This window comes from Spelaeicoccus albus (assembly GCF_013409065.1).
In the GTDB taxonomy this organism is placed as follows: Bacteria; Actinomycetota; Actinomycetes; order Actinomycetales; family Brevibacteriaceae; genus Spelaeicoccus; species Spelaeicoccus albus.
Genome location: NZ_JACBZP010000001.1, coordinates 3513610 through 3532362 on the forward strand (window position 1 = coordinate 3513610; position 18753 = coordinate 3532362).

An 18753-nucleotide genomic window follows, 5' to 3' on the forward strand; every position below is an offset into this window, starting at 1 on the left:
GTAATATCTTACCTGTCGGTAAGTAACTAGCATACGTTCAGGAGACTTCTTATGGCAAAGATCGCGGATATTCCCGCGGTGGACGAGCGCGACGTCCGGCAAACGCGCAGCAAGCGGGAGATCATCCTGGTGATGGTCGGATTGATGATCACCATGCTGCTGGCCATGCTCGACAACACGATCGTCGGCCCGGCCCTGCCCACCATCGTGGGCGACCTCGGCGGGCTTGCGCATCTGTCGTGGGTGCTGACGGCCTATACGCTCGCCACCGCCGTGTCGACGCTCGTCTGGGGCAAGCTCGGCGACTTGTTCGGCCGCAAGACGGCGTTCCTCTCGGCGATTGCGCTCTTCCTGACCGGATCCGCGTTGACCGGGATGGCGCAGTCGATGGGCGAATTGATCGGCTTCCGCGCCATCCAAGGGCTCGGAGCCGGCGGCCTCATCGTCGGAGTCATGGCAATCCTGGGCGAACTCGTCTCACCACGGGAACGCGGCAAATACCAGGGGTACATGATGGCGATCATGCCACTGGCCATGCTGGGCGGCCCGCTTCTGGGCGGCTGGATCACCGACAACGCCTCATGGCGCTGGGCCTTCTACGTCAACTTGCCGCTGGGCATCATCGCCCTGATTACCGTATGGCTGACGCTCCACTCCCCCAAGCGCACCGTCGGCAAGGTGTTCATCGACTGGTGGGGCGCGCTCACGCTGGCCGTCTGGACGAGCTCGCTGGTGCTCGTGTGCAGTTGGGGCGGCAACCAGTACGCGTGGGATTCCTGGCAGATTCTCGGGCTCGGGCTCGTCGCCGTGGCCGGATTCATCGCTTTCATCACGATCGAGACCCGCGTACCCGAGCCGCTGATGCCGCTGCACATCTTCAAGAACCTGAACTTCTCCGTCTCCGGCGGCCTCAGCATGATCGTCGGCGCCGCCATGATGGGCACTGCCGCGTACCTGCCGCAGTTCCAGCAACTGGTGCAGGGCGATTCGGCCACGAACAGCGGCTTGCTCCTGCTGCCCATGATGATCCCGATGATGCTCACCAGTGTCTTCATCGGTCAGGTGGTCTCACGCACCGGTAGGATCCGCATTTTCCCCATCCTCGGCGGCATTGCGCTGACGATCGGCATGCTCTTGATGAGCCAGCTGCAGGTCGATGCGACGACTCTCAACGTCAGCTTGTTCATGATCGTGATCGGCCTCGGCGTCGGCGGCCTGATGCAGCCGTCGTCACTCATTGCCCAGAACAGCGTGTCCCTGCGCGATATGGGTGCCGGTATGGGAGCGAACACGTTCCTCCGGACGATCGGCATGTCGCTGGGGACGGCCATCTTCGGCACGATCTACACCGGCCGGCTGACCGACCATCTCACGAGTTCGCTCGGATCGGCCGGTGCGAAGTTCACATCCGGCGGCGCACAATTGCCGCCCGCGCTGATGGACAAGCTTCCGGACGCCGTCCAGCAGGCCATCCGTGCCGCAGTGACGTCGGGGATCGACGGCATCTTCCTTGCCGGTTCGATTGCTGCAGCCGCCGGCATCGTTGTGGCGTTGCTGGTGCGGGACGTCGAGCTGAAGGGGCCGGATCCGGCGCCACGGCAAGAACCCGCCGACCGGGACGACGACGTCGATGTTCGCGAGGCCGAAATCACCGCGATTCAGGCGTAAAGCCGGCACCCGTCGGGCCGCATGCCGCGTAGTTGACGACGTTCCGCGACGAGACTTCCGCGGAACGTCGTCAACTGCGCGTTTTGGCAGCCCGCAGCATTCCCGTCGAGTACTGGACGAACGCCACGAGGTGTCCGGCGCAGCCCGCTAATGAGATGACGAACCCGACAAGCCACATCGGGGTTTGGGTGAAGACGTGTGCTCGCCCGGCCAGCATGATCGCCGTCCCGATCATCAACAACGCCGTGCGCACCTTGCCGATGAACGTGACCTCGAGCCCCGGGTGCATATGGAAGAACGCGACGGCGCAAAACGACAAGATCACGTCGGGCACGATGATGATGACGAAGATCCACCAGGGCACGATGCCGGCAACCAGGAACGACACCAGGACGACCACGAGCAGCAGCCGGTCGGCAATCGGATCGACCATGGCGCCCAAGCGAGAGACTTGGTTAAATCGGCGGGCGACGTATCCGTCGAACCAATCGGTCAGGCCGATCAACCCCAGCACGATGAAGGCAAGGAGATAATCCTCGGGCCCGAACATGATCCACACGAAGACCGGGAGCGCCAAGAGGCGCACGAGGGTGATCAGGTTCGGCCACGTGAATGCCGTGTCACGTACCTCCGGGGCGCCGCCCCGTGCGCCGGCACCGACGAATCGGATCATGCCTCACGCTTATTGATGGCATCTTCCAGTCGATCGAGCTTTCCGGTCAATTCGCCCTGGTATCCGGGCCGGATGTCCGCCTTGACGACCAGCGACACGCGCGAGCCGTATTTCGCCACGGCATCGGTGGCCTGCTTGACCACCGCGAAGACCTCGTCCCAGTCGCCTTCGATGGTGGTAAACATGGAATCCGTCCGATTCGGCAGGCCGGAGTCGCGGACGATTTGGACGGCTTCGGCAACGGCATCGTGCACCGACGCCGATCCCCCGCCGCTTGGAGCAACAGAAAAGGCAATAAGCATGCTCTAAGACTGTCACAACTGTTCCGCGGGCGAAATCGGGACTGTTACGGCAACACGGTCGAACGAATAACGAGCTACCCGAAGTTTGCATCACAATCGCCGCTACCTCCGAGGAGGGAATTGCTCGCCGTGAATTTCACCGGCGGCGACGACCATCCGGAGTCGCTCACCGTCACGGCAAAGTCGAAGTCTCCCCCCAATAATCCGGAGAGCAAACCGGTCCCGATTTTCGTGGTGTAGACGCCGTTCTCGGGTTTGGAGGTCGTCGGTGCGTTCGTGCCTGTAAGAGTGATCAATCCGAGCCCAGTTCGTTTCGAATAGGCAAAGCTCGCATTGGCGCCGGTGTAGTCTTCGCCGCCGTTCACGAAGCTCCAGGTCAAGACGAACGTTCCGGACCCAAGTCCGGGATTGTACCTACAGTGACCCTTCACCGTACCGATCGTCGTTGCCGTGATGGTGGCCGTCGCTGCCGACGTGTCCGTATATGCCGCCTTCGTCCCGTGCACGGCCGGTGCGCCCAGTGAGACCACTGCACCGAGCAACGCCACGGCGGCCACGCTCCCGACTCCGCGCCGGCGGGCGGGGCCCCGCGTCGTCCCGCGGTGCCGCGACCGGCGGCGCGAGGGGCCCGCGGCCGGGCTTCCGCTCGTCCTTGCCGTCCGGCCTCCGCTGTCGCTTCGTCTGAACGCGACCATCAGGAGTACGCCGACGAGCAGTCCGCCCAGAAAGATCGCGGCCGGGGATTGCAATGCTGCCACGACGTATCCGAGGTTGTTCACCGAGAACAGCAGCCTATCGGCCTCAACGACGCGGTACGCCTCTGCGTCGGACGCCGTATTGGCATCGCCGCGCAAGGTCAGCACGGCTTGTCCGTTCCCACCGCGGGTCATGCCGACGATGCGGTGCGTGACTCGGTCGCCGGCAGCGTCTCGCACGCTGACGACGTCGCCGACGTGCAGATCGTGCGCCGGAGTCGAGATAGCCACTCCGAGAGCTCCGGTGTCGATGCGCGGCCCCATCGATCCGGATTCGAAGACCAGCGGTTTGATGCCGAAAACCAGCGCCGCGCCGGCCATGAGCACGCACAGCACGCCGATGACGGCGGCAACTGTCAGTGCCGTCTCGCGAACCCAATGGCGCACACCGCTCACGTTCCTCATTGCGACGTCGCCTCAAACGCCAGATCGACGTCCGTGGACTGCCCCTGTGCCTCGTTGTCGGCACCGCTCGGCAAGGCGACCTCGATGCACAGCCGGTCGGATGTGCCGGCCGCAACTGCCGCCGTCCGTTTCATCACGGGGGATGTCGCAATGGACGTCGGCCCCATCAGCGCCGTGCCCCCGCACTCCGCCGCAGTGCCGGATCCGCTGACGGTGCCCGATGTCACGGCGATGGTCAGCGCCTGCGAGAACGCGTTCGAGGTGGACGCTCCCACCGTCATCCGGTAGCCGAACGGCAACGTGCCCTTGTTTTGCACGGGCAGCAGCGCGGCAGTTGTGTCGCCCGGCTTCATCCCGTCGACGCTCAACGACGTCAGCTGGTACGCGTCCGGATTGCCCTGATCCCCATCCAGCCGCAGGTCGATACTGCCCGACGAGAAGGTCGCAGTCGCCGTGGCATCGTCGGTCCACGCCGCAAGAGTCGAGACGGCGCCGAGCCCGAAGACGCCGCAGACCGCCACCAGAGCGCGGATTCGTCCCGTCCTCGGATTTTTGCTTCGATGCCGCATCATGATCTGTCCTTCCGTGAACGTCGAGCGGCCATCGCCGCGGCCGTGCCGATCCCCAGCAGGATGGCGGCAAGAGCTATGAGCAGTGCCGGTTCGGCTCCGGTTCTGGGCATTGGGGCGGTACTTCCGCCCGGCGGAACCGACTCGTCCGGCGGCTGGTGGTCGGGCGGCGTGCCGGGAATGACCACGCGCGAATCGCCGAGCGTGACCTTGACGGCAAAATTCACGTGTCCGTGCATCGATTCATTGCCGGACGCCGCCGGCAGCGTCATGGTCAGGTGCATCGGGACGACGCCGTGCGCCGGCACCGAGCCCTTGGCCGCCATGACGGCCGGTCGCCCAAGCCCGGACCGCGACAACCCAACTGTGGTTCCGGACCGCCCCGGCGCTCCGGAATCGTTCGTCGGTTCGGTTTGCAGGCGCAGGTCGCGTCGCAACGCCATGGTTCCGGACACGTCGACAAGTTCCACTCGAAGCGCCGCCGGGGAATCCGATGCGTTTTTCACGAAGAGCTCGGCACTGTGGCTGTCCCCCGGCACATAGGTGGCCGTGTCGAACAAGCTGTCGTGAAGGGTCGCGGTCCAGTCGGTGCCCGTCGTCGACACGCGCAGGTCTCCGTCGTCCGCCGGTGCCGGAGCAGCGCTGAGGGCGGTTGCCAGCACTGCCGCAACGACGACTCCCCCGAACCGAATGATGCGTGTACGACTCATGACCCGGCCCGCCGACGCCGTACGAAATCGATCACCGCGGATACGAACATGAATGCGGCGTACCCGAACAGTCCTGCCGCGCACACAATGATGACGATGCTTCGTTCGCCGTGGTTCCACAGCGAGTTGACGTATCCGAGCACCGGCACCGAATACCACAGCTTGCCGCGGATCTGAGGTGCCGTCACCGGGTTGACATCGTTTGCCCCGTTGGCGTCGCCGCGAGTCGTCCACGTGCGTTCCCCGTGCGAATCCACTGCCTGCGCCACGATCCGGTGCGTGATCACTTCGGGGTCGCCCGACCGCACCTGGTAGGTGACGACATCGCCGATGCCCAGAGTGTGCGGGTCGACGGGCTTGACGACGGCCAACGAGCCGGGCGGCATCCCCGGGCGCATGGAACCGGTCAGCACCGTGTACGGCGTCGCCCCGGCCAGCAAGGGGATGACGACCATGACGAGCAGCATGCCAAGAGCGGCCAGCAGGACGAACCAGCTGACGAATTGCCCTGCCCATGCGGCGCGGCGCCGCGGCCGCGACGTCGCCGCGACCGCAGTGCGGGTTGCCGGCTCGGTACTCATGCGCCCGACCGCGATTGCGCTCGGAGCGTGAAGGCCGCAGTGGTTGTCGCACCGTGCAGTGATTGCGGCGCACCCGACGGGAGGGTGACGGCAAAGCACAGCACCGTCGAACCGGCCGGGGCCAGGCTCGTCACGGTCGTCGCGGTCACCCCGGTCAGCGCTCCTTGGTACACGAGGCTGTCCGATGTGCCGGTGAAATCACCGCCCGCCGGACAGTCCGATGCGCTGCCGGCCATGTCGATGCGCAGCGTCAATGCGTCCGCCAATGCGCCGGCGGCCGACGACGACATGACGCTGAACGTCATCGGCACGTCGCCGGCATTGCGCACCGTCAGCGGTGCTTGATGGCGATCTCCGGGCGACAGGTTCGACACGGTCAGCCCCGAAAACGTGTAGTCGTGCGACGCCGTCGAGTCATCGCCGACAGTCATCGACAGCGTGCCGGAGGAGATCTGCTTGTCACTCATCGGGGCAGCGCTGTTCCACGCGGCTTCCGTGCCGAGTCCGCCGGACAAGCCGGCTCCTCCGAGCAACACCACTGCCGCGCAGGCCACCACGATCAGGCGGGTGCGCATCGAGGCCTATCGGGGTTGCTGCGACAGCGTGTAACCGACCTGCGACAAGTCGACCGACTCGTTCTGCGCCGTCGTCCCCTTGACCGAGTCGGGCAGCTCGAAGACGACGTGCGCGGAATACGTGCCGGCGTCCGCGCTCGTGATGGTGACGGGCGTCCCAGGAGTGATCACCACGTCGTCCGAACCGGTCTTCGACAAGGTCACGGTGATTTCGAGGGCGTCCTGCAACTCGGTGTCGCCGGTGATTCCGGACGTGTCGACGTTGAGGTCGGCTACCAGATTCTTGCCGGTGGCCGTGATGACGACGTCCTGGCCCAGCTCGATACGGTCGCCCGGGACTATCGTGTCGGTCGCCGGGTTCCAGTCGGCGGACTGGCCGTCGACCGGGTTCAGGTCGGTCCAGGTCCCGTCGCCCTCGGTGGCGATCGTCAGCTCGCCCGAATTCACTGTGCCGCCGGGAAGCGTTGCACTGTCGTTCCACAGAGCGTAGCTTCCGAAGCCGCCGGCCAAAAGCAGCACTGCCGCAACGGCGGCGATTGCTCCCTTGGCGGTCTTGCTCAATCCGGTTTTAGGCAGGGTGCGTTGCATGCGGTAACTCCAGGTTCAGTCGAAACCCGTTGAGGGGTCGCCTCTACCCCCGTAGAGACTACTTAAGGTTAACGCTCCCTGAGTGTTCCCGCCGAATTTCCGAAGACTTCGTTACGGTTCCGTTGTCAACCGGTCAGCTGCGCGGCGAGCGCAGCACCAGCGCATCGCCTTGACCGCCGCCACCGCACAGTGATGCGGCGCCGACGCCCCCGCCGCGACGGGCCAATTCGAGCGCCAACGTGAGCGCAAGCCGTGCGCCCGAGGCGCCGATCGGATGCCCGATGGCGATCGCCCCGCCGTTGACGTTCACGGATTCGGGGTCGACGCCGAGTGCCTTCGTACTGGCCAGTCCGACTGCGGCGAACGCCTCGTTGATCTCGATGACGTCGAGGTCGCCGGCGGCGATGCCCTCCTTGGCCAATGCGTCGTCGATCGCATTGGCGGGCTGGCTCTGCAAACTCGAGTCCGGCCCCGCGACCGACCCGTGGCCGCCGATCTCCGCAAGGATCGGCATACCCAATTCCTCTGCCTTCTCCCGGCTCGTCACGACGACGGCGGCAGCACCGTCGGAAATCTGCGAAGCGTTGCCGGCGGTGATCGACCCGTCCTTGCTGAACGCCGGACGCAGCTTGGCCAGCGACTCGACGCTCGTGTCCGAGCGCACGCCCTCGTCTGTTGTCACCACCACATCGTCGCCTCGCCGTGCCGGCACCGTCACGGGCACTACCTCGTCCGTGAAATTGCCGTTCTTCCAGGCCGCGGCCGCCAAATTGTGCGACCGCGCCGCGAATTCGTCCTGGGCGCCGCGGTCGAATTCCTGCCGGCCGGTGTTGGCCTGCTCCGTCAACAATCCCATCGGCTGATCGGTGAAGACGTCCCACAACCCGTCATAGGCCATGCTGTCCTTGAGCGCGACGTCGCCGTACTTGTACCCATCGCGCGATCCGGTCAACAGGTGCGGCGCCTGGCTCATCGACTCCTGCCCCCCGGCGACGACTATTTCGCATTCGCCGGCCCGCACCAACGTGGCGGCCAGCGCTATCGAGTTCAGCCCCGACAGGCAGAGCTTGTTGATGGTGATCGACGGCACCGACATCGGAATCCCGGCAGCCACCGCCGCCTGCCGCGCCGGGCCCTGTCCGCACCCTGCCGACAGCACCTGCCCCATGATGACGTAATCGACGTCGGCCGCGTCCACGCCTGCCTTGTCGAGCGCCCCGCGGATCGCCACACCGCCGAGGTCGCTGGCCGCAAGCGACTTCAATGACCCTTGAAGGCGCCCGAACGGCGTCCGCGCCCCCGCTGCAATGACTGCTTGAACCATGACCAACCTCCACGTCTGGACGAAAACTGCTTACTACTAACTGCTTACTACTAACTGTACGGAGCTATCGTCACGCTGGACACCGGCACCGCACCGGTAGGCATTAAGCTGGCTTAGAGCACGCACCCGCAGCGATGAGTCATGCCCCACGAATTTTCGGTCAACCAAATTCCTTCAAGGAGACGATGTGACGCAGCCAGAAGAATTCCGCACATCACTTCGCGGCTATGAGAAGAGCGAAGTCGATGCGTACACGAAGAAGCTTCTCGCCGAACAAGCACACCTGCAAAAGTCACTGACGGAGGCCAGGGCCTCGGTCGAGGCCGCCGATCGCGGCAAGTTGGAGTTGGCCGGAGAGCTCAGCGAGGTCAAGCGTCAGCTGCGCGAAATGAATGCAAGCGACCTGCCCGAACAGCCCGGCTCGCGAATCGATCATCTTTTGAAGATCGCCGAGGAGCAGTCGCGGGAGACTTTGTCGAAAGCGGCGTCCGACGCCGAAGCGATCCGCAACAACGCGCGCAGCGAGGTGGCTCAGCTGCGCGCAAAGGCGCAAAGCGAGATTCAAGACGAACTGAGCAATGCGCGCGCCGAGGCCGACAGCGTCAAATCGGCTGCCGAACTGCGGGCGCAAGAGCACATCGACTCGGCGACCGGCAGGGCCAAGGAACTGCGCGAAAGCGCCGAGCGCGAAGCCGCCAAGAGCAAGCAGTCCGCCGATTCGGAGGCAAAGGAAGGTCGAACGCGCCTGGCTCGCGAGCTCGACCAGTTGAAGTCGACGGCAGAGCGCGACGCCGCGGAGATTCGGGCAACGGCAAAGAAAGACGCCGAGGCCATGCGTTCCGAAGCGCAGACGTTGCTGGCGTCGAGCAAGTCGAAGGCCAGCGAGGCCGAGGTCGAACTTGCCACTTTGCGGGAAAAGACGCATGCCGATCTCAAGGCAACGCACGAGAAAGCGTCCAAGGAAAGCGCCGACCTCGTGGCCGAGGCCGAAGCGCGCGCGGCAGCCGCCGAAAAACGCGCCAAGGAGGCTCTGGCCAAGGCCGAGCAAACCAGGCAGGACGCCGTGGCCAAGGCCGATTCGATAATTGAAGACGGACGTAAGCGAGCGGGGGCGCTGATCTCCGAAGCACGTTCAAAGGCGGAGGCCACGATCGCCGAGGCACAGGAGCAGGCCAAGAAGGGCACTGCCGCCGCGCAGGCGCAAGTCACCCTGCTGACCAATCAGCGTAAATCGATTGTGGCCCAGCTCGAGCAGCTCAAGTCCATGTTCAACGCTCCCAGCGAAATGCTTGCCAAGTCGATCGCCGATTCGGAAGCGTCCGAGTCCGATCAGTCCGCCGAATCCGGTAAGCCCTCCGGGTCCGGCAAGTCCGGTGACGCCGGCAAGTCCGGCGATTCCGCGGAAGCGGCACAAGCGAAGAAGGCCGGCCAGGCCCAGCCGGGCGCGGCAAACGGCCGCGGGCCCTCGAACGCCGACCAGCCCAAGTCCGCCGGCCGGCCCAAGTCCTCGGCGTCGTCGAACGACGCCGGGTCGTCGAACGACGCCGGGTCGTCGAACAACGCCGGGTCGTCGAACAACACCGGGGCGAAGCCCGCCGAGGCGCCCCGAAACGCCGCCGAGTCCACCTCAGAACGGGCCGGGACGGCCGGACGCGAAGGCGGCAGGTAATTCACCTGCCGTCGGGGCGGCAGTTCGGGCAAGCACTTGTTCAAGCCGCCAAAAGCGCCAAAAGTGTTCTTCAGCAACACGATTTCGGGCCGCCCGAAGACCCGGATGAGATAACCGCCGACGGCGACTCCGGGTCGCCCCGGCCGGATATCCACAACGTCGAGCCGTCCACCGGCAGACCGGATACGACGCCCGGCTCCGACGATGTGCAGGGCGAGGAATCCGCCGTCCGCAACGACCCGTCGGTTGCCGACCCGGACGTCGTCCCCCCGCCTCAGCTCGGCCAGCTCGGCGTGCCGTTCAACGCCTCGAATCCGCTGTACTTCGGATTCGTCGGGGCAATCGGGGTGCTCTTGGCCATTGGGTTGTGGCACCTGGTCAGCCAAGTCAGCGGCGTCATCACGCTCATCGTCGGAGCCCTGTTCATCGCGCTTGGCCTCGAGCCGATCATCGCCTGGCTGGCCCGGCACAAGATTCCGCGGCCCTTGGCAATCGTCCTGGTCGATCTCATCTTGATCGGCGCCGTCGCCGCGTTCATCTCGTCGATAGTGCCCACGATCGTGCAACAGTCGACTGCGCTGGTCAATGCGACTCCGGACTATGTGAACACGATCATCAATTCGCAGTTCATCCAAGACATGAACGCCAAATTCCACCTGGCCGATAAAATTACCGGCGAAGTGCAGGAGAAGCTCGGCGACGCCAAGACGATTTCCGCGGTGCTCGGCGGGGTCTTCGGCGTCGGCAAGGCAGTGGTGTCCGGGGTATTCAGCGTCGTCACGATCCTGGTGCTCACACTGTATTTTCAAGCTTCCCTGCCGGTCACAAAAGCCTGGATCTACCGGTTGGCGCCCCGGTCGCGCCGCACTCGCACACGGCTCATCGGCGACCAGATCACGAACAATATCGGCCGTTACGTCTCCGGCCAGGTCATCATCGCGTCGATCAACGGTGTGTGCTGCTATTTCATGCTGCTGATAGTCGGTGTGCCCTTCCCCGCCATCCTCGCGGTCGTGGCTGCCTTGTTCGGACTCATTCCGTTGATTGGCGCCACTATCGGCGCAATTATCATCGTCGTGGTCACATTGTTCCAAAGCTGGTCGACGGCGCTGGTCGTGCTGATCTACTACGTGTTGTACCAGCAGTTCGAAAATTACGTGATCCAACCGCGCGTCATGGCGCGGGCCGTGTCGGTATCTGGTTCGGTCGCAGTCATCGCAGCGCTGTGCGGCGGAGCGCTGGCCGGAGTCCTGGGCGCCCTGGTGGCGATTCCCGTCGCCGCAGCGATCATATTGATCATTCGAGAAGTACTCATCCCGCGACAAGATCGGTTGTGACTCATGCGCCTGCTCCACCTCGCCCTGGCCGATGACTTCGAGGCGGCCCGCCCGCTGGGCGAATACACGGTATCGACCCGCGGCACGAGCGTCGACGACGCCGGATTCATTCACGCCTCCACTGCCGGGCAGCTACCGAAGATCGCGTCAATGCTGTACTCGGACGTGCATTCGCCGCTCGTCGTGCTTGTCATCGACGAAGATGAGCTCGCCGGCGCCGGCATCGAAGTGAAGTGGGAGACTCCGCACGGCTCCGACCAGCTCTTCCCGCACATCTACGGTCCGTTGCCGACCGATAACGACACCGTCGTCGCGGTAGTGCCGGTCGAGTTCTCCGGACGCCGATTCGTCATGCCCGACTTGAGCGACTACGACGTCCGCCCCTGAGACCCGCATCGCCGACGTCCGCAATTCTTCCCTCGCAGCGGTCACCGACGAGTCGGACCGCGACGTCCGCGTGCTGCCCAGCACGCGTCATGCCAATGCCGGCGCGACGTGAGCGCATGATCTGATCCGAGGACGTCGTCGGCGCGCCAGGCGACCGTATGCGCCGTCCCCGGCGCGATCAGCTGGTCGCACCCCGGGCACCGGTACGCCTTGTCCCCGCCGCGAACCCGGCGCATTGTCCAGTCGCCGTCGGCACCGGAAACATGTCGGGGCATGCCGGTCAGCGCGGACTCGAGATCGCGGCCCTCCTCCGGCCCGGCGGATTGCTTTTTGCCGCGGCGGCGCGGCCGGTTCGATCGTGGCACGAGTCCATTGTCCCCTACCGGTCGCGACCGACTAGAGTTGGTGACCGTGCGCTTAGTCATTGCCGAATGCTCGATCGATTACGCGGGCCGCCTCAGTGCCCACCTACCGAAAGCCAGCCGGCTGTTGATGCTCAAGGCCGACGGCAGCCTTCTCGTGCACTCCGACGGCGGCTCGTACAAGCCGCTCAATTGGATGAGCCCGCCGTGTACCTTCACGATCAGCGACCCCTCGGCCACCGAGGCGGCCGCCGGCGTGACCGAGTTGTGGACGCTGACGAACACCAAGACGGACGACAAACTCGTGGTGTCGGTCTACTCCACCCGGCACGACGAGAGTTTCGAACTCGGCGTCGATCCCGGACTGATCAAGGACGGCGTCGAGGCCCACCTGCAAAAACTGCTGGCCGAGCACATCGAGACGCTCGGTTCCGGCTACAGCCTGGTGCGGCGCGAATACATGACTGCCGTTGGACCTATCGACATCCTGGCCAAGGACTCCGATGGCGGCTCGGTCGCCGTCGAAATCAAACGACGCGGAGAGATCGACGGCGTCGAGCAACTCACCCGGTATCTCGAACTGATGAACCGCGATCCGTTGTTGGCGCCGGTGCAGGGCGTCTTTGCCGCGCAAGAGATCCGGCCGCAAGCGCGAGTACTGGCCACCGACCGCGGCATCCGCTGCGTCACCCTCGACTATGACGCGCTTCGCGGCATGGACGATCCGGAATCCCGTCTTTTCTAGTGAGTAGAGTTTGTTGATATGGACACTCTGACCATCCCGCCCGACTCAGTCGTCGCCGGCACGCTCATCACCGACGGCTCCCGGATCGACGACGCGGTCGTCGCCGTCACGGACGGGACCATCACGTACGCCGGTCCGTCACGCGAAGCGCCGCGCACAGCCGGATGGCCCGGGGCCGCAGTCGTACCGGACGATGCAGTGATCCTTCCCGGTCTGGTCGACTTGCACTGCCATGGCGGCGCCGGCGGCGATTTCGGATCAGGCGACGTCGATCAAGCCCGCGCGGCGGCAGCATTTCACCGGCGATCCGGCACCACCACGCAGTTGGCCAGTCTGGTGACCGACGGCGGCGATTCGATGGTCGAGAAGACGAAGGTGCTGGTGGAGTTGGCTGCGGCCGACGAGATCGCCGGCATCCATTGGGAGGGCCCGTTCCTTTCCCCTCAACGGCCCGGTGCCCAGGACACCACCTACATCACGGCGCCGGATCTCGACCTCGTGGGCCGGCTTGTCGACGCCGCCGCCGGTTTCGGCGCCACCATGACCTTCGCACCGGAGCTTTCCGGAGTCGAAGCCCTCATTTCTCAGTTGACAATGAGCGACGTCGTGCCGTCGGTCGGCCACACGGACGCCGGCTACAACGACGCCGGCGCGGCGCTGGCGCAAGCAGCGGCCGATTTGGGCGGATCTTCCGGCATGCTCGACCAGCGTCCGACGGTCACGCATTTGTTCAACGGGATGCGGCCAATGCATCATCGCGACGCCGGTACCGTGGCCGCCGCGCTGCAAGCTGCAGGAGACGGCGATGCGGTCATCGAGCTGATCGCGGACGGTGTCCATCTGGCCCCCGAGATGGTTCGATTGGTATTCAGCCTGGTCGGCGCCCCCAATATCGCCCTTGTCACGGACGCGATGGCAGCGGCCGGCTGCGCGGACGGAAGCTATCGGCTCGGCCCGGTCGACGTCGTCGTCACGGACGGCGTGGCCCGCCTGGCCGGCGGCGACTCCATTGCCGGCGGCACGTCGACCCTGCTGGACGTCGTCCGCACCACGGTGGCCGGCGGTGTGCCGCTACCCGAGGCGGTCCTCAGCGCCACGCTGGCCCCGGCCGAAGTGCTCGGCAGCGCCGACACCATCGGATCGTTGCGCACCGGCCACCAAGCCGATCTCGTGGTCTGCGACGGCGCACTGGCACTGCATCAAGTGATGAAGCGCGGAGAGTGGCTGCTCTAGGCCCCGCCCCGGTGGTTCCACCCCGCCCCGGCTGGTTCCACTGCCGCGCAAACGGTGCCGCGGGTACGATGGAAGTATGGACGGCGTATCAATTCCGATGGTGCTCGAGCCGTTTGCCGGCTTGGCGCTGGTGGCCGTGCTCGCGCTCTTACTGCGCTGGACCTGGTCGACCGGACACTCCCACGTCGCGGCACCCGGCAAGCCGGGGCACGTCGGCGATTATGGGCTGCTCGTCGAAGTTGCCGCTCCGGCGGATGCGGCAGAAGCCGCTGCAGACAAACGCCGACTGACCGAGGTCGGCATACGCGCGACGGTTGCCGACACCGTCGACGGCGTACGCGTGATGGTCTTTGCCGAAGACGAGGCCAGGGCCAAGGACATCTTGCATTTCTCGCACTGAGCCGACTTGACCCAAGGCCGGGAACTAGCCGAGAACGGCGTCCACCGGATCCGGTGATTCGCCCCGTTCGACGATCGCCCCCAACTCGGTCAAATGGTTCACGAAGTTCTCGTATCCGCGGTCGATGTGTTCCACGCCCGTCACCTCGGTAACCCCGTCGGCAGCAAGGCCCGCCATCACCAGGGCGGCGCCGGCGCGTATATCGCTGGCCTCCACCGGTGCACCGGACAGTCGTTCGACGCCTATCACGAGCGCGTGGTGGCCATCGACCCGTACGCGCGCACCGAGCCTGGTGAGCTCTTGTACGAACCGCCACCGTCCTTCGAAGAGGTTCTCGGTGATCATGCCGGTGCCTTCGGCCAACGCGTTCAACGCCACCACGAACGGTTGCAGATCGGTCGGGAACCCCGGATACGGCAACGTTGACACCCGGATACCGGCCGGACGCTGCGGCCCGTGCACCCGAATGCTCGACTCTTCCTTCTCGATAGTGGCGCCGGCGCATTCGAGTTTGTCCAGGACGGCGCGCAAATGGGCCGGATCGATACCGTCCACGACGACGTCGCCGCCCGTCATCACTGCGCCGAACGCCCAGGACCCCGCCACGATGCGGTCGCCGACCACGCAGTGATCGGCCGGGTGCAATTCGGACACTCCGGTGATCTCCAACCGAGAGGACCCGATGCCGGAGATGTCGGCGCCCATCTCGGCAAGCTGGCGGCAGATGTCGATGATCTCCGGTTCGCGCGCCACATTGTCGATAATTGTCGTGCCCTGGGTCAGGGTTGCCGCCATCAGCAAATTCTCGGTGGCTCCGACGGACGGGAAGTCGAGCCGGATGTCGGCATGGGACAAGCCGTTGGGCGCCTCGGCAATGAAATAGCCGTGTTCGATGTGAACCCGGGCGCCGAGTTCCTCGAGGCCTTGTTGATGCATATCGAGCCCGCGCGACCCGATCGCGTCGCCGCCGGGGAGGGCGACATGCGCTTCCCCGCACCTGGCAACGAGCGGTCCGAGCACACAGATGGACGCGCGCATTGCTCGTACCAGTTCGTAATCGGCGCGCACTCCCGGCTTTTGCGGCACGTCGATCCGTAGCGAGGCCGCCGCGCGATCGTGGTCGACCGTGCACCCGAGCCGGCGCAGCAGTTCACCCATAATGCGCACGTCAATGATGTCCGGGACGTTACGCAGGGTTGACGTGCCTTGCGCCAGCAGCGTGGCTGCCATGAGTTTCAGCACGCTGTTTTTGGCGCCGGCGACCCGCACACGTCCCTTGAGGGGCGTCGGGCCCTCCACTTTGATGTACTTCACGGATCCTCTTTACGTAAACCTGCCCATCCACCCGACTTGGCCGGGCGGAGCGGCCTCGAGCCATGAGGCGAGGCCGGCATAGGCCTCCGGACTCACGGCGATCCGGAAGTCTCCGGATTTCTTGCTTCTGCATGTCACCAAAAGAGCCCCCGGCAACACGGCGAACTGCTCGCCGTCCGAGGGCACTTCTCGCGTGACGATCTCGACGTCGCCGCGGAGCCAACTCAAATGAGGCCTGCCGGCCAGCGCAAAGACCGGATACCAATCGACACGATCTTTGCCGTACACCGAGACGCCGAGGCGCCAATGCGGTCGGCGAGCCGGGTACACCGGCCCGCCGACGAACACGGAACAATCGAAAGCGCCGATCACGCGCGAAAGATGTCGCCGTCGAACGCTGAACACTATGATAACGAGCAGCACGATTGCCAGCAGTACAGCCGGGACGACAATCGTGAGTGACACGAGTTAAATGTTAACCCTGAGCGAGCGACGCTTCGTCGGCGACGACTGCCACTCGATCGTTTTCCACTGACAGGAAGCCGCCGTCGGCACGGGCGACGATGAGCTCGCCCGTCACCGTGGTGATCCGAACGTCGCCGTGCGCCAGCGTGGCAAGCACCGGCTCGTGCCGGGGCATCACGCCGATCTCACCGTCCGCCGTCCGCGCGACAACGAGCTTGGCCTTGCCCGACCAGACCTCGTGATCCGCAGCGACGACGTCGACTTCGAGTTCGCTCACTTAGGACTCCTTCTGAATGCGGGCCCATTCGCGTTCGACGTCCTCGAGCCCGCCGACGTTGAAGAACGCCTGCTCGGACACATGGTCGAGCTCGCCGTCGCAGATCTTCTTGAAGCCCTCGATGGTGTCCTTCAGCGACACCGTCGACCCCGGAACGTTCGTGAACTTCTCGGCCATATAGGTGTTCTGAGACAGGAACTGCTGCAGGCGGCGTGCCCGCTGCACAACCACCTTGTCCTCTTCGGAAAGCTCGTCGATACCGAGGATGGCGATGATGTCCTGCAGTTCCTTGTTCTTCTGCAGGATCTGCTTCACCCGCACTGCCACGTCGTAATGCTCCTTGCCCACGTACAGCGGATCGAGGATGCGCGACGTCGACGCCAGCGGGTCGATCGCCGGGTACAGGCCGCGCGACGCGATTTCACGAGAGAGCTCGGTGGTGGCGTCCAAATGGGCGAACGTGGTGGCCGGGGCCGGGTCGGTGTAGTCGTCGGCAGGCACGTAAATGGCCTGCAACGAGGTAATCGAGTGACCGCGCGTCGAGGTGATGCGTTCTTGCAGGACACCCATCTCGTCGGCCAGGTTCGGCTGGTAGCCCACGGCCGAGGGCATGCGCCCGAGCAACGTGGACACTTCGGAACCGGCCTGCGTGAATCGGAAGATATTGTCGATGAACAACAACACGTCCTGATTCTGCACGTCGCGGAAGTACTCGGCCATGGTCAGCGCCGACAACGCCACACGCAAACGCGTGCCCGGCGGCTCGTCCATCTGGCCGAAGACCAGAGCCGTGGAATCGATCACGCCCGACTCGGTCATTTCCTCGATCAGGTCGTTGCCCTCGCGGGTGCGCTCTCCGACGCCGGCGAACACCGACACGCCGTCGTGGTTGTTCGCCACGCGGTAGATCATTTCCTGAATGAGCACCGTCTTACCGACGCCGGCGCCTCCGAACAGGCCGATCTTGCCGCCCTGCACGTACGGCGTCAAGAGGTCGATCGACTTGATGCCGGTCTCGAACATCGTCGTCTTCGACTCGAGCTGATCGAACGCCGGAGCCTTGCGGTGGATCGGCCAGCGCTCGGTGACCTCGAGCTGCTCGCCTTCCTTCAGGTTCAACACGTCGCCGACGGTGTTGAACACGCGGCCCTTGGTGACGTCGCCGACCGGCACCGAGATGGCGGCACCCGTGTCGATGACCTCCTGGCCGCGGACGATGCCGTCGGTCGGCTGCAGCGACACGGCGCGCACCACGCCGTCACCGAGGTAGAGGGCCACCTCGAAGGTGAGGGTACGGGTGCCCTCCGACAAGGTCACGTCGGTGTGCAGGGCGTTGTACATCTCCGGGATGGCGTCGAGCGGGAATTCCACGTCGACGACCGGCCCGATCACGCGGGCAATCCGGCCGGTGCCCCCACTTTTGGCCGATTGGGTCTGCTCAGCTGTAACAGTCATTGGTTATCTCTACTCATCCATTGGGTTTAGGCTTCTTCGGCACCGCTGGCGGCTAGCGCTTCCACGCCGCCCACGATCTCGGTGATTTCCTGCGTGATCTCGGCCTGGCGGGCCGTGTTCGCCAATCGGGTGTACGTCTTGATCAAATCGTCGGCGTTGTCCGCCGCGGACTTCATGGCCCGCTGGCGAGCCGCCTGATACGAGGCCGCCGCCTGCAAGAGGGCGTTGAAGATACGCGATTCGATGTACCGCGGGAGCAGCGAATCCAAAACGTGCTCTGCGCCCGGTTCGAATTCGTACAGCGGAAAGACCTCGTCGTCGGCAGGCTTTTCCTCGGCATCGACCACTTCGAGCGGCAGCAGACGAACGATCTGCGGCTCCTGAGTGACCATATTGACGTACTTGGTGTAGACGAGATGAATCTCGTCCAAACCGCCGTCTTCGTAGTCGGTCAGGAAGTCCTCGAGGACTCCCTCGCCGATTTCCCGCGCATGCCGCGGCTGCGGCAGCTCGGAGAATCCACCCCACGAGCGTTTCAGTTCCCGGCCGCGGAAATGATAGTACGTCTCGACCTTGCCGCCGACGGCGTACAACGCGACGTCCTTGTCCTCGCTCTTCAACAATTCGACGAGGCCTTCGGCTTCGCGAATCACGTTCGCCGTATAGGCGCCGGCGAAACCGCGATCGGATCCGACGATGATCACGCCGGCCCGGCGCACCTGCTCGGGCTCGTTCGTCAGCGTATGCGTCACGCGAGACTGCGTGGCGACTGCCGAGACTGCCCGGTTGATCGCCTTGCTGTACGGACTCGACGCGTGCACGCGGTCTTGCGCCTTCTGGATCCGAGACGCAGCAATCAGTTCCATCGCCTTGAAGATCTTACGCAACGACGCGGTTGCGCGGATCTTCTGGCGATAGACCCTCTGCTGTGCTCCCATACTTCTTTCTCCCTACCCTTT

General features: G+C 64.8%; 22 protein-coding genes. 7 read left to right on the forward strand and 15 right to left on the reverse strand.

Features of this window, described 5'->3' with window-relative positions; translation table 11 throughout:
- The first annotated feature begins 51 nt into the window (after positions 1 to 51).
- Entirely contained in the window at positions 52 to 1668 is a 1617-nt protein-coding gene (locus BJY26_RS16230) for an MDR family MFS transporter (RefSeq protein WP_218852468.1), read from the forward strand.
- A gap of 70 nt (positions 1669 to 1738) precedes the next feature.
- On the opposite strand, the gene BJY26_RS16235 is transcribed toward BJY26_RS16230, so the two are convergent.
- From BJY26_RS16235 to BJY26_RS16275, 9 genes are all read right to left on the reverse strand, one after another.
- On the reverse strand, positions 1739 to 2341 hold the full coding sequence (locus BJY26_RS16235; RefSeq protein ID WP_179429219.1) for a CDP-alcohol phosphatidyltransferase family protein: 603 nt from the start codon (positions 2339 to 2341) through the stop codon (positions 1739 to 1741).
- Positions 2338 to 2643, reverse strand: coding sequence for a thiamine-binding protein (locus tag BJY26_RS16240; protein WP_179429220.1), 306 nt, complete (start codon positions 2641 to 2643; stop codon positions 2338 to 2340). The genes BJY26_RS16235 and BJY26_RS16240 overlap by 4 nt, the downstream gene beginning before the upstream one ends.
- Before the next feature lie 74 nt (positions 2644 to 2717).
- Complete coding sequence (locus BJY26_RS16245; protein ID WP_179429221.1) at positions 2718 to 3785, reverse strand: S24/S26 family peptidase; 1068 nt, start codon at positions 3783 to 3785, stop codon at positions 2718 to 2720.
- Positions 3786 to 3799: 14 nt separating this feature from the next.
- Positions 3800 to 4375, reverse strand: a complete 576-nt coding sequence (locus tag BJY26_RS16250) for a TasA family protein (RefSeq protein WP_179429222.1) — start codon at positions 4373 to 4375, stop codon at positions 3800 to 3802.
- Positions 4372 to 5082 (reverse strand): hypothetical protein, encoded by a 711-nt coding sequence (locus tag BJY26_RS16255; protein ID WP_179429223.1) that lies wholly within the window; start codon positions 5080 to 5082, stop codon positions 4372 to 4374. The genes BJY26_RS16250 and BJY26_RS16255 overlap by 4 nt, the downstream gene beginning before the upstream one ends.
- Positions 5079 to 5663, reverse strand: coding sequence for a signal peptidase I (locus tag BJY26_RS16260; RefSeq protein ID WP_179429224.1), 585 nt, complete (start codon positions 5661 to 5663; stop codon positions 5079 to 5081). The genes BJY26_RS16255 and BJY26_RS16260 overlap by 4 nt, the downstream gene beginning before the upstream one ends.
- The gene (locus BJY26_RS16265; RefSeq protein ID WP_179429225.1) at positions 5660 to 6238 is read right to left on the reverse strand and encodes a hypothetical protein; all 579 of its coding nucleotides are present in this window, start codon (positions 6236 to 6238) and stop codon (positions 5660 to 5662) included. Before BJY26_RS16265 ends, BJY26_RS16260 begins: the two co-directional genes overlap by 4 nt.
- A 6-nt stretch (positions 6239 to 6244) precedes the next feature.
- Positions 6245 to 6826, reverse strand: a complete 582-nt coding sequence (locus tag BJY26_RS16270) for an alternate-type signal peptide domain-containing protein (protein WP_179429226.1) — start codon at positions 6824 to 6826, stop codon at positions 6245 to 6247.
- 133 nt (positions 6827 to 6959) lie between these two features.
- On the reverse strand, positions 6960 to 8150 hold the full coding sequence (locus BJY26_RS16275) for an acetyl-CoA C-acetyltransferase (RefSeq protein ID WP_179429227.1): 1191 nt from the start codon (positions 8148 to 8150) through the stop codon (positions 6960 to 6962).
- 187 nt (positions 8151 to 8337) lie between these two features.
- Here BJY26_RS16275 and BJY26_RS16280 point away from each other — a divergent pair, with 187 nt between their 5' ends.
- The 3 genes from BJY26_RS16280 to BJY26_RS16290 all read left to right on the forward strand — a co-directional run bounded on the left by BJY26_RS16280 (position 8338) and on the right by BJY26_RS16290 (position 11543).
- On the forward strand, positions 8338 to 9819 hold the full coding sequence (locus tag BJY26_RS16280; protein ID WP_179429228.1) for a coiled-coil domain-containing protein: 1482 nt from the start codon (positions 8338 to 8340) through the stop codon (positions 9817 to 9819).
- 206 nt (positions 9820 to 10025) lie between these two features.
- Positions 10026 to 11156 (forward strand): AI-2E family transporter, encoded by a 1131-nt coding sequence (locus tag BJY26_RS16285; RefSeq protein WP_179429229.1) that lies wholly within the window; start codon positions 10026 to 10028, stop codon positions 11154 to 11156.
- Positions 11157 to 11159: 3 nt separating this feature from the next.
- The gene (locus tag BJY26_RS16290) at positions 11160 to 11543 is read left to right on the forward strand and encodes a DUF952 domain-containing protein (protein WP_179429230.1); all 384 of its coding nucleotides are present in this window, start codon (positions 11160 to 11162) and stop codon (positions 11541 to 11543) included.
- A 41-nt stretch (positions 11544 to 11584) separates the two neighbouring features.
- Here the strand turns inward: BJY26_RS16290 and BJY26_RS16295 are convergent, their stop codons facing one another.
- Positions 11585 to 11908: a hypothetical protein gene (locus tag BJY26_RS16295; RefSeq protein ID WP_179429231.1), complete on the reverse strand. Its 324-nt coding sequence runs from the start codon at positions 11906 to 11908 to the stop codon at positions 11585 to 11587.
- A gap of 46 nt (positions 11909 to 11954) precedes the next feature.
- Between BJY26_RS16295 and nucS the strand changes: the two genes are divergently transcribed.
- The 3 genes from nucS (at position 11955) to BJY26_RS16310 (ending at position 14283) form a co-directional block, all read left to right on the forward strand.
- Positions 11955 to 12650, forward strand: coding sequence for an endonuclease NucS (gene nucS, locus BJY26_RS16300; RefSeq protein ID WP_179429232.1), 696 nt, complete (start codon positions 11955 to 11957; stop codon positions 12648 to 12650).
- An 18-nt stretch (positions 12651 to 12668) separates the two neighbouring features.
- Positions 12669 to 13883: an N-acetylglucosamine-6-phosphate deacetylase gene (locus tag BJY26_RS16305; RefSeq protein ID WP_179429233.1), complete on the forward strand. Its 1215-nt coding sequence runs from the start codon at positions 12669 to 12671 to the stop codon at positions 13881 to 13883.
- Positions 13884 to 13959: 76 nt separating this feature from the next.
- Positions 13960 to 14283 carry a putative signal transducing protein gene (locus BJY26_RS16310; protein ID WP_179429234.1) on the forward strand — a complete coding sequence of 108 codons (324 nt, stop codon included), beginning with the start codon at positions 13960 to 13962 and terminating at the stop codon, positions 14281 to 14283.
- A 24-nt stretch (positions 14284 to 14307) separates the two neighbouring features.
- Here the strand turns inward: BJY26_RS16310 and murA are convergent, their stop codons facing one another.
- From murA to BJY26_RS16335, 5 genes are read right to left on the reverse strand one after another with little or no spacing between them, the layout of a single operon-like run.
- A complete protein-coding gene (gene murA, locus BJY26_RS16315; protein ID WP_179429235.1) occupies positions 14308 to 15597 on the reverse strand; it encodes a UDP-N-acetylglucosamine 1-carboxyvinyltransferase in 1290 nt (429 codons plus the stop codon).
- 9 nt (positions 15598 to 15606) lie between these two features.
- Positions 15607 to 16062 carry a DUF2550 domain-containing protein gene (locus BJY26_RS16320; protein ID WP_179429236.1) on the reverse strand — a complete coding sequence of 152 codons (456 nt, stop codon included), beginning with the start codon at positions 16060 to 16062 and terminating at the stop codon, positions 15607 to 15609.
- Between the two features lie 10 nt (positions 16063 to 16072).
- Positions 16073 to 16339, reverse strand: coding sequence for a F0F1 ATP synthase subunit epsilon (locus BJY26_RS16325; RefSeq protein ID WP_179429237.1), 267 nt, complete (start codon positions 16337 to 16339; stop codon positions 16073 to 16075).
- On the reverse strand, positions 16340 to 17794 hold the full coding sequence (gene atpD, locus BJY26_RS16330) for a F0F1 ATP synthase subunit beta (protein WP_179429238.1): 1455 nt from the start codon (positions 17792 to 17794) through the stop codon (positions 16340 to 16342).
- A gap of 26 nt (positions 17795 to 17820) precedes the next feature.
- Complete coding sequence (locus BJY26_RS16335; RefSeq protein ID WP_179429239.1) at positions 17821 to 18732, reverse strand: F0F1 ATP synthase subunit gamma; 912 nt, start codon at positions 18730 to 18732, stop codon at positions 17821 to 17823.
- Positions 18733 to 18753 lie beyond the last annotated feature (21 nt).

Excerpts from the sequence above, each read along its gene's own strand:
- BJY26_RS16230 (WP_218852468.1), top strand. The coding sequence starts at position 52 with ATGGCAAAGATCGCGGATATTCCCGCGGTGGACGAGCGCGACGTCCGG.
- BJY26_RS16235 (WP_179429219.1), bottom strand. The coding sequence starts at position 2,341 with ATGATCCGATTCGTCGGTGCCGGCGCACGGGGCGGCGCCCCGGAGGTA.
- BJY26_RS16240 (WP_179429220.1), bottom strand. The coding sequence starts at position 2,643 with ATGCTTATTGCCTTTTCTGTTGCTCCAAGCGGCGGGGGATCGGCGTCG.
- BJY26_RS16250 (WP_179429222.1), bottom strand. The coding sequence starts at position 4,375 with ATGATGCGGCATCGAAGCAAAAATCCGAGGACGGGACGAATCCGCGCT.
- BJY26_RS16255 (WP_179429223.1), bottom strand. The coding sequence starts at position 5,082 with ATGAGTCGTACACGCATCATTCGGTTCGGGGGAGTCGTCGTTGCGGCA.
- BJY26_RS16260 (WP_179429224.1), bottom strand. The coding sequence starts at position 5,663 with ATGAGTACCGAGCCGGCAACCCGCACTGCGGTCGCGGCGACGTCGCGG.
- BJY26_RS16265 (WP_179429225.1), bottom strand. The coding sequence starts at position 6,238 with ATGCGCACCCGCCTGATCGTGGTGGCCTGCGCGGCAGTGGTGTTGCTC.
- BJY26_RS16270 (WP_179429226.1), bottom strand. The coding sequence starts at position 6,826 with ATGCAACGCACCCTGCCTAAAACCGGATTGAGCAAGACCGCCAAGGGA.
- BJY26_RS16275 (WP_179429227.1), bottom strand. The coding sequence starts at position 8,150 with ATGGTTCAAGCAGTCATTGCAGCGGGGGCGCGGACGCCGTTCGGGCGC.
- BJY26_RS16290 (WP_179429230.1), top strand. The coding sequence starts at position 11,160 with ATGCGCCTGCTCCACCTCGCCCTGGCCGATGACTTCGAGGCGGCCCGC.
- BJY26_RS16305 (WP_179429233.1), top strand. The coding sequence starts at position 12,669 with ATGGACACTCTGACCATCCCGCCCGACTCAGTCGTCGCCGGCACGCTC.
- BJY26_RS16310 (WP_179429234.1), top strand. The coding sequence starts at position 13,960 with ATGGACGGCGTATCAATTCCGATGGTGCTCGAGCCGTTTGCCGGCTTG.
- atpD (WP_179429238.1), bottom strand. The coding sequence starts at position 17,794 with ATGACTGTTACAGCTGAGCAGACCCAATCGGCCAAAAGTGGGGGCACC.
- BJY26_RS16335 (WP_179429239.1), bottom strand. The coding sequence starts at position 18,732 with ATGGGAGCACAGCAGAGGGTCTATCGCCAGAAGATCCGCGCAACCGCG.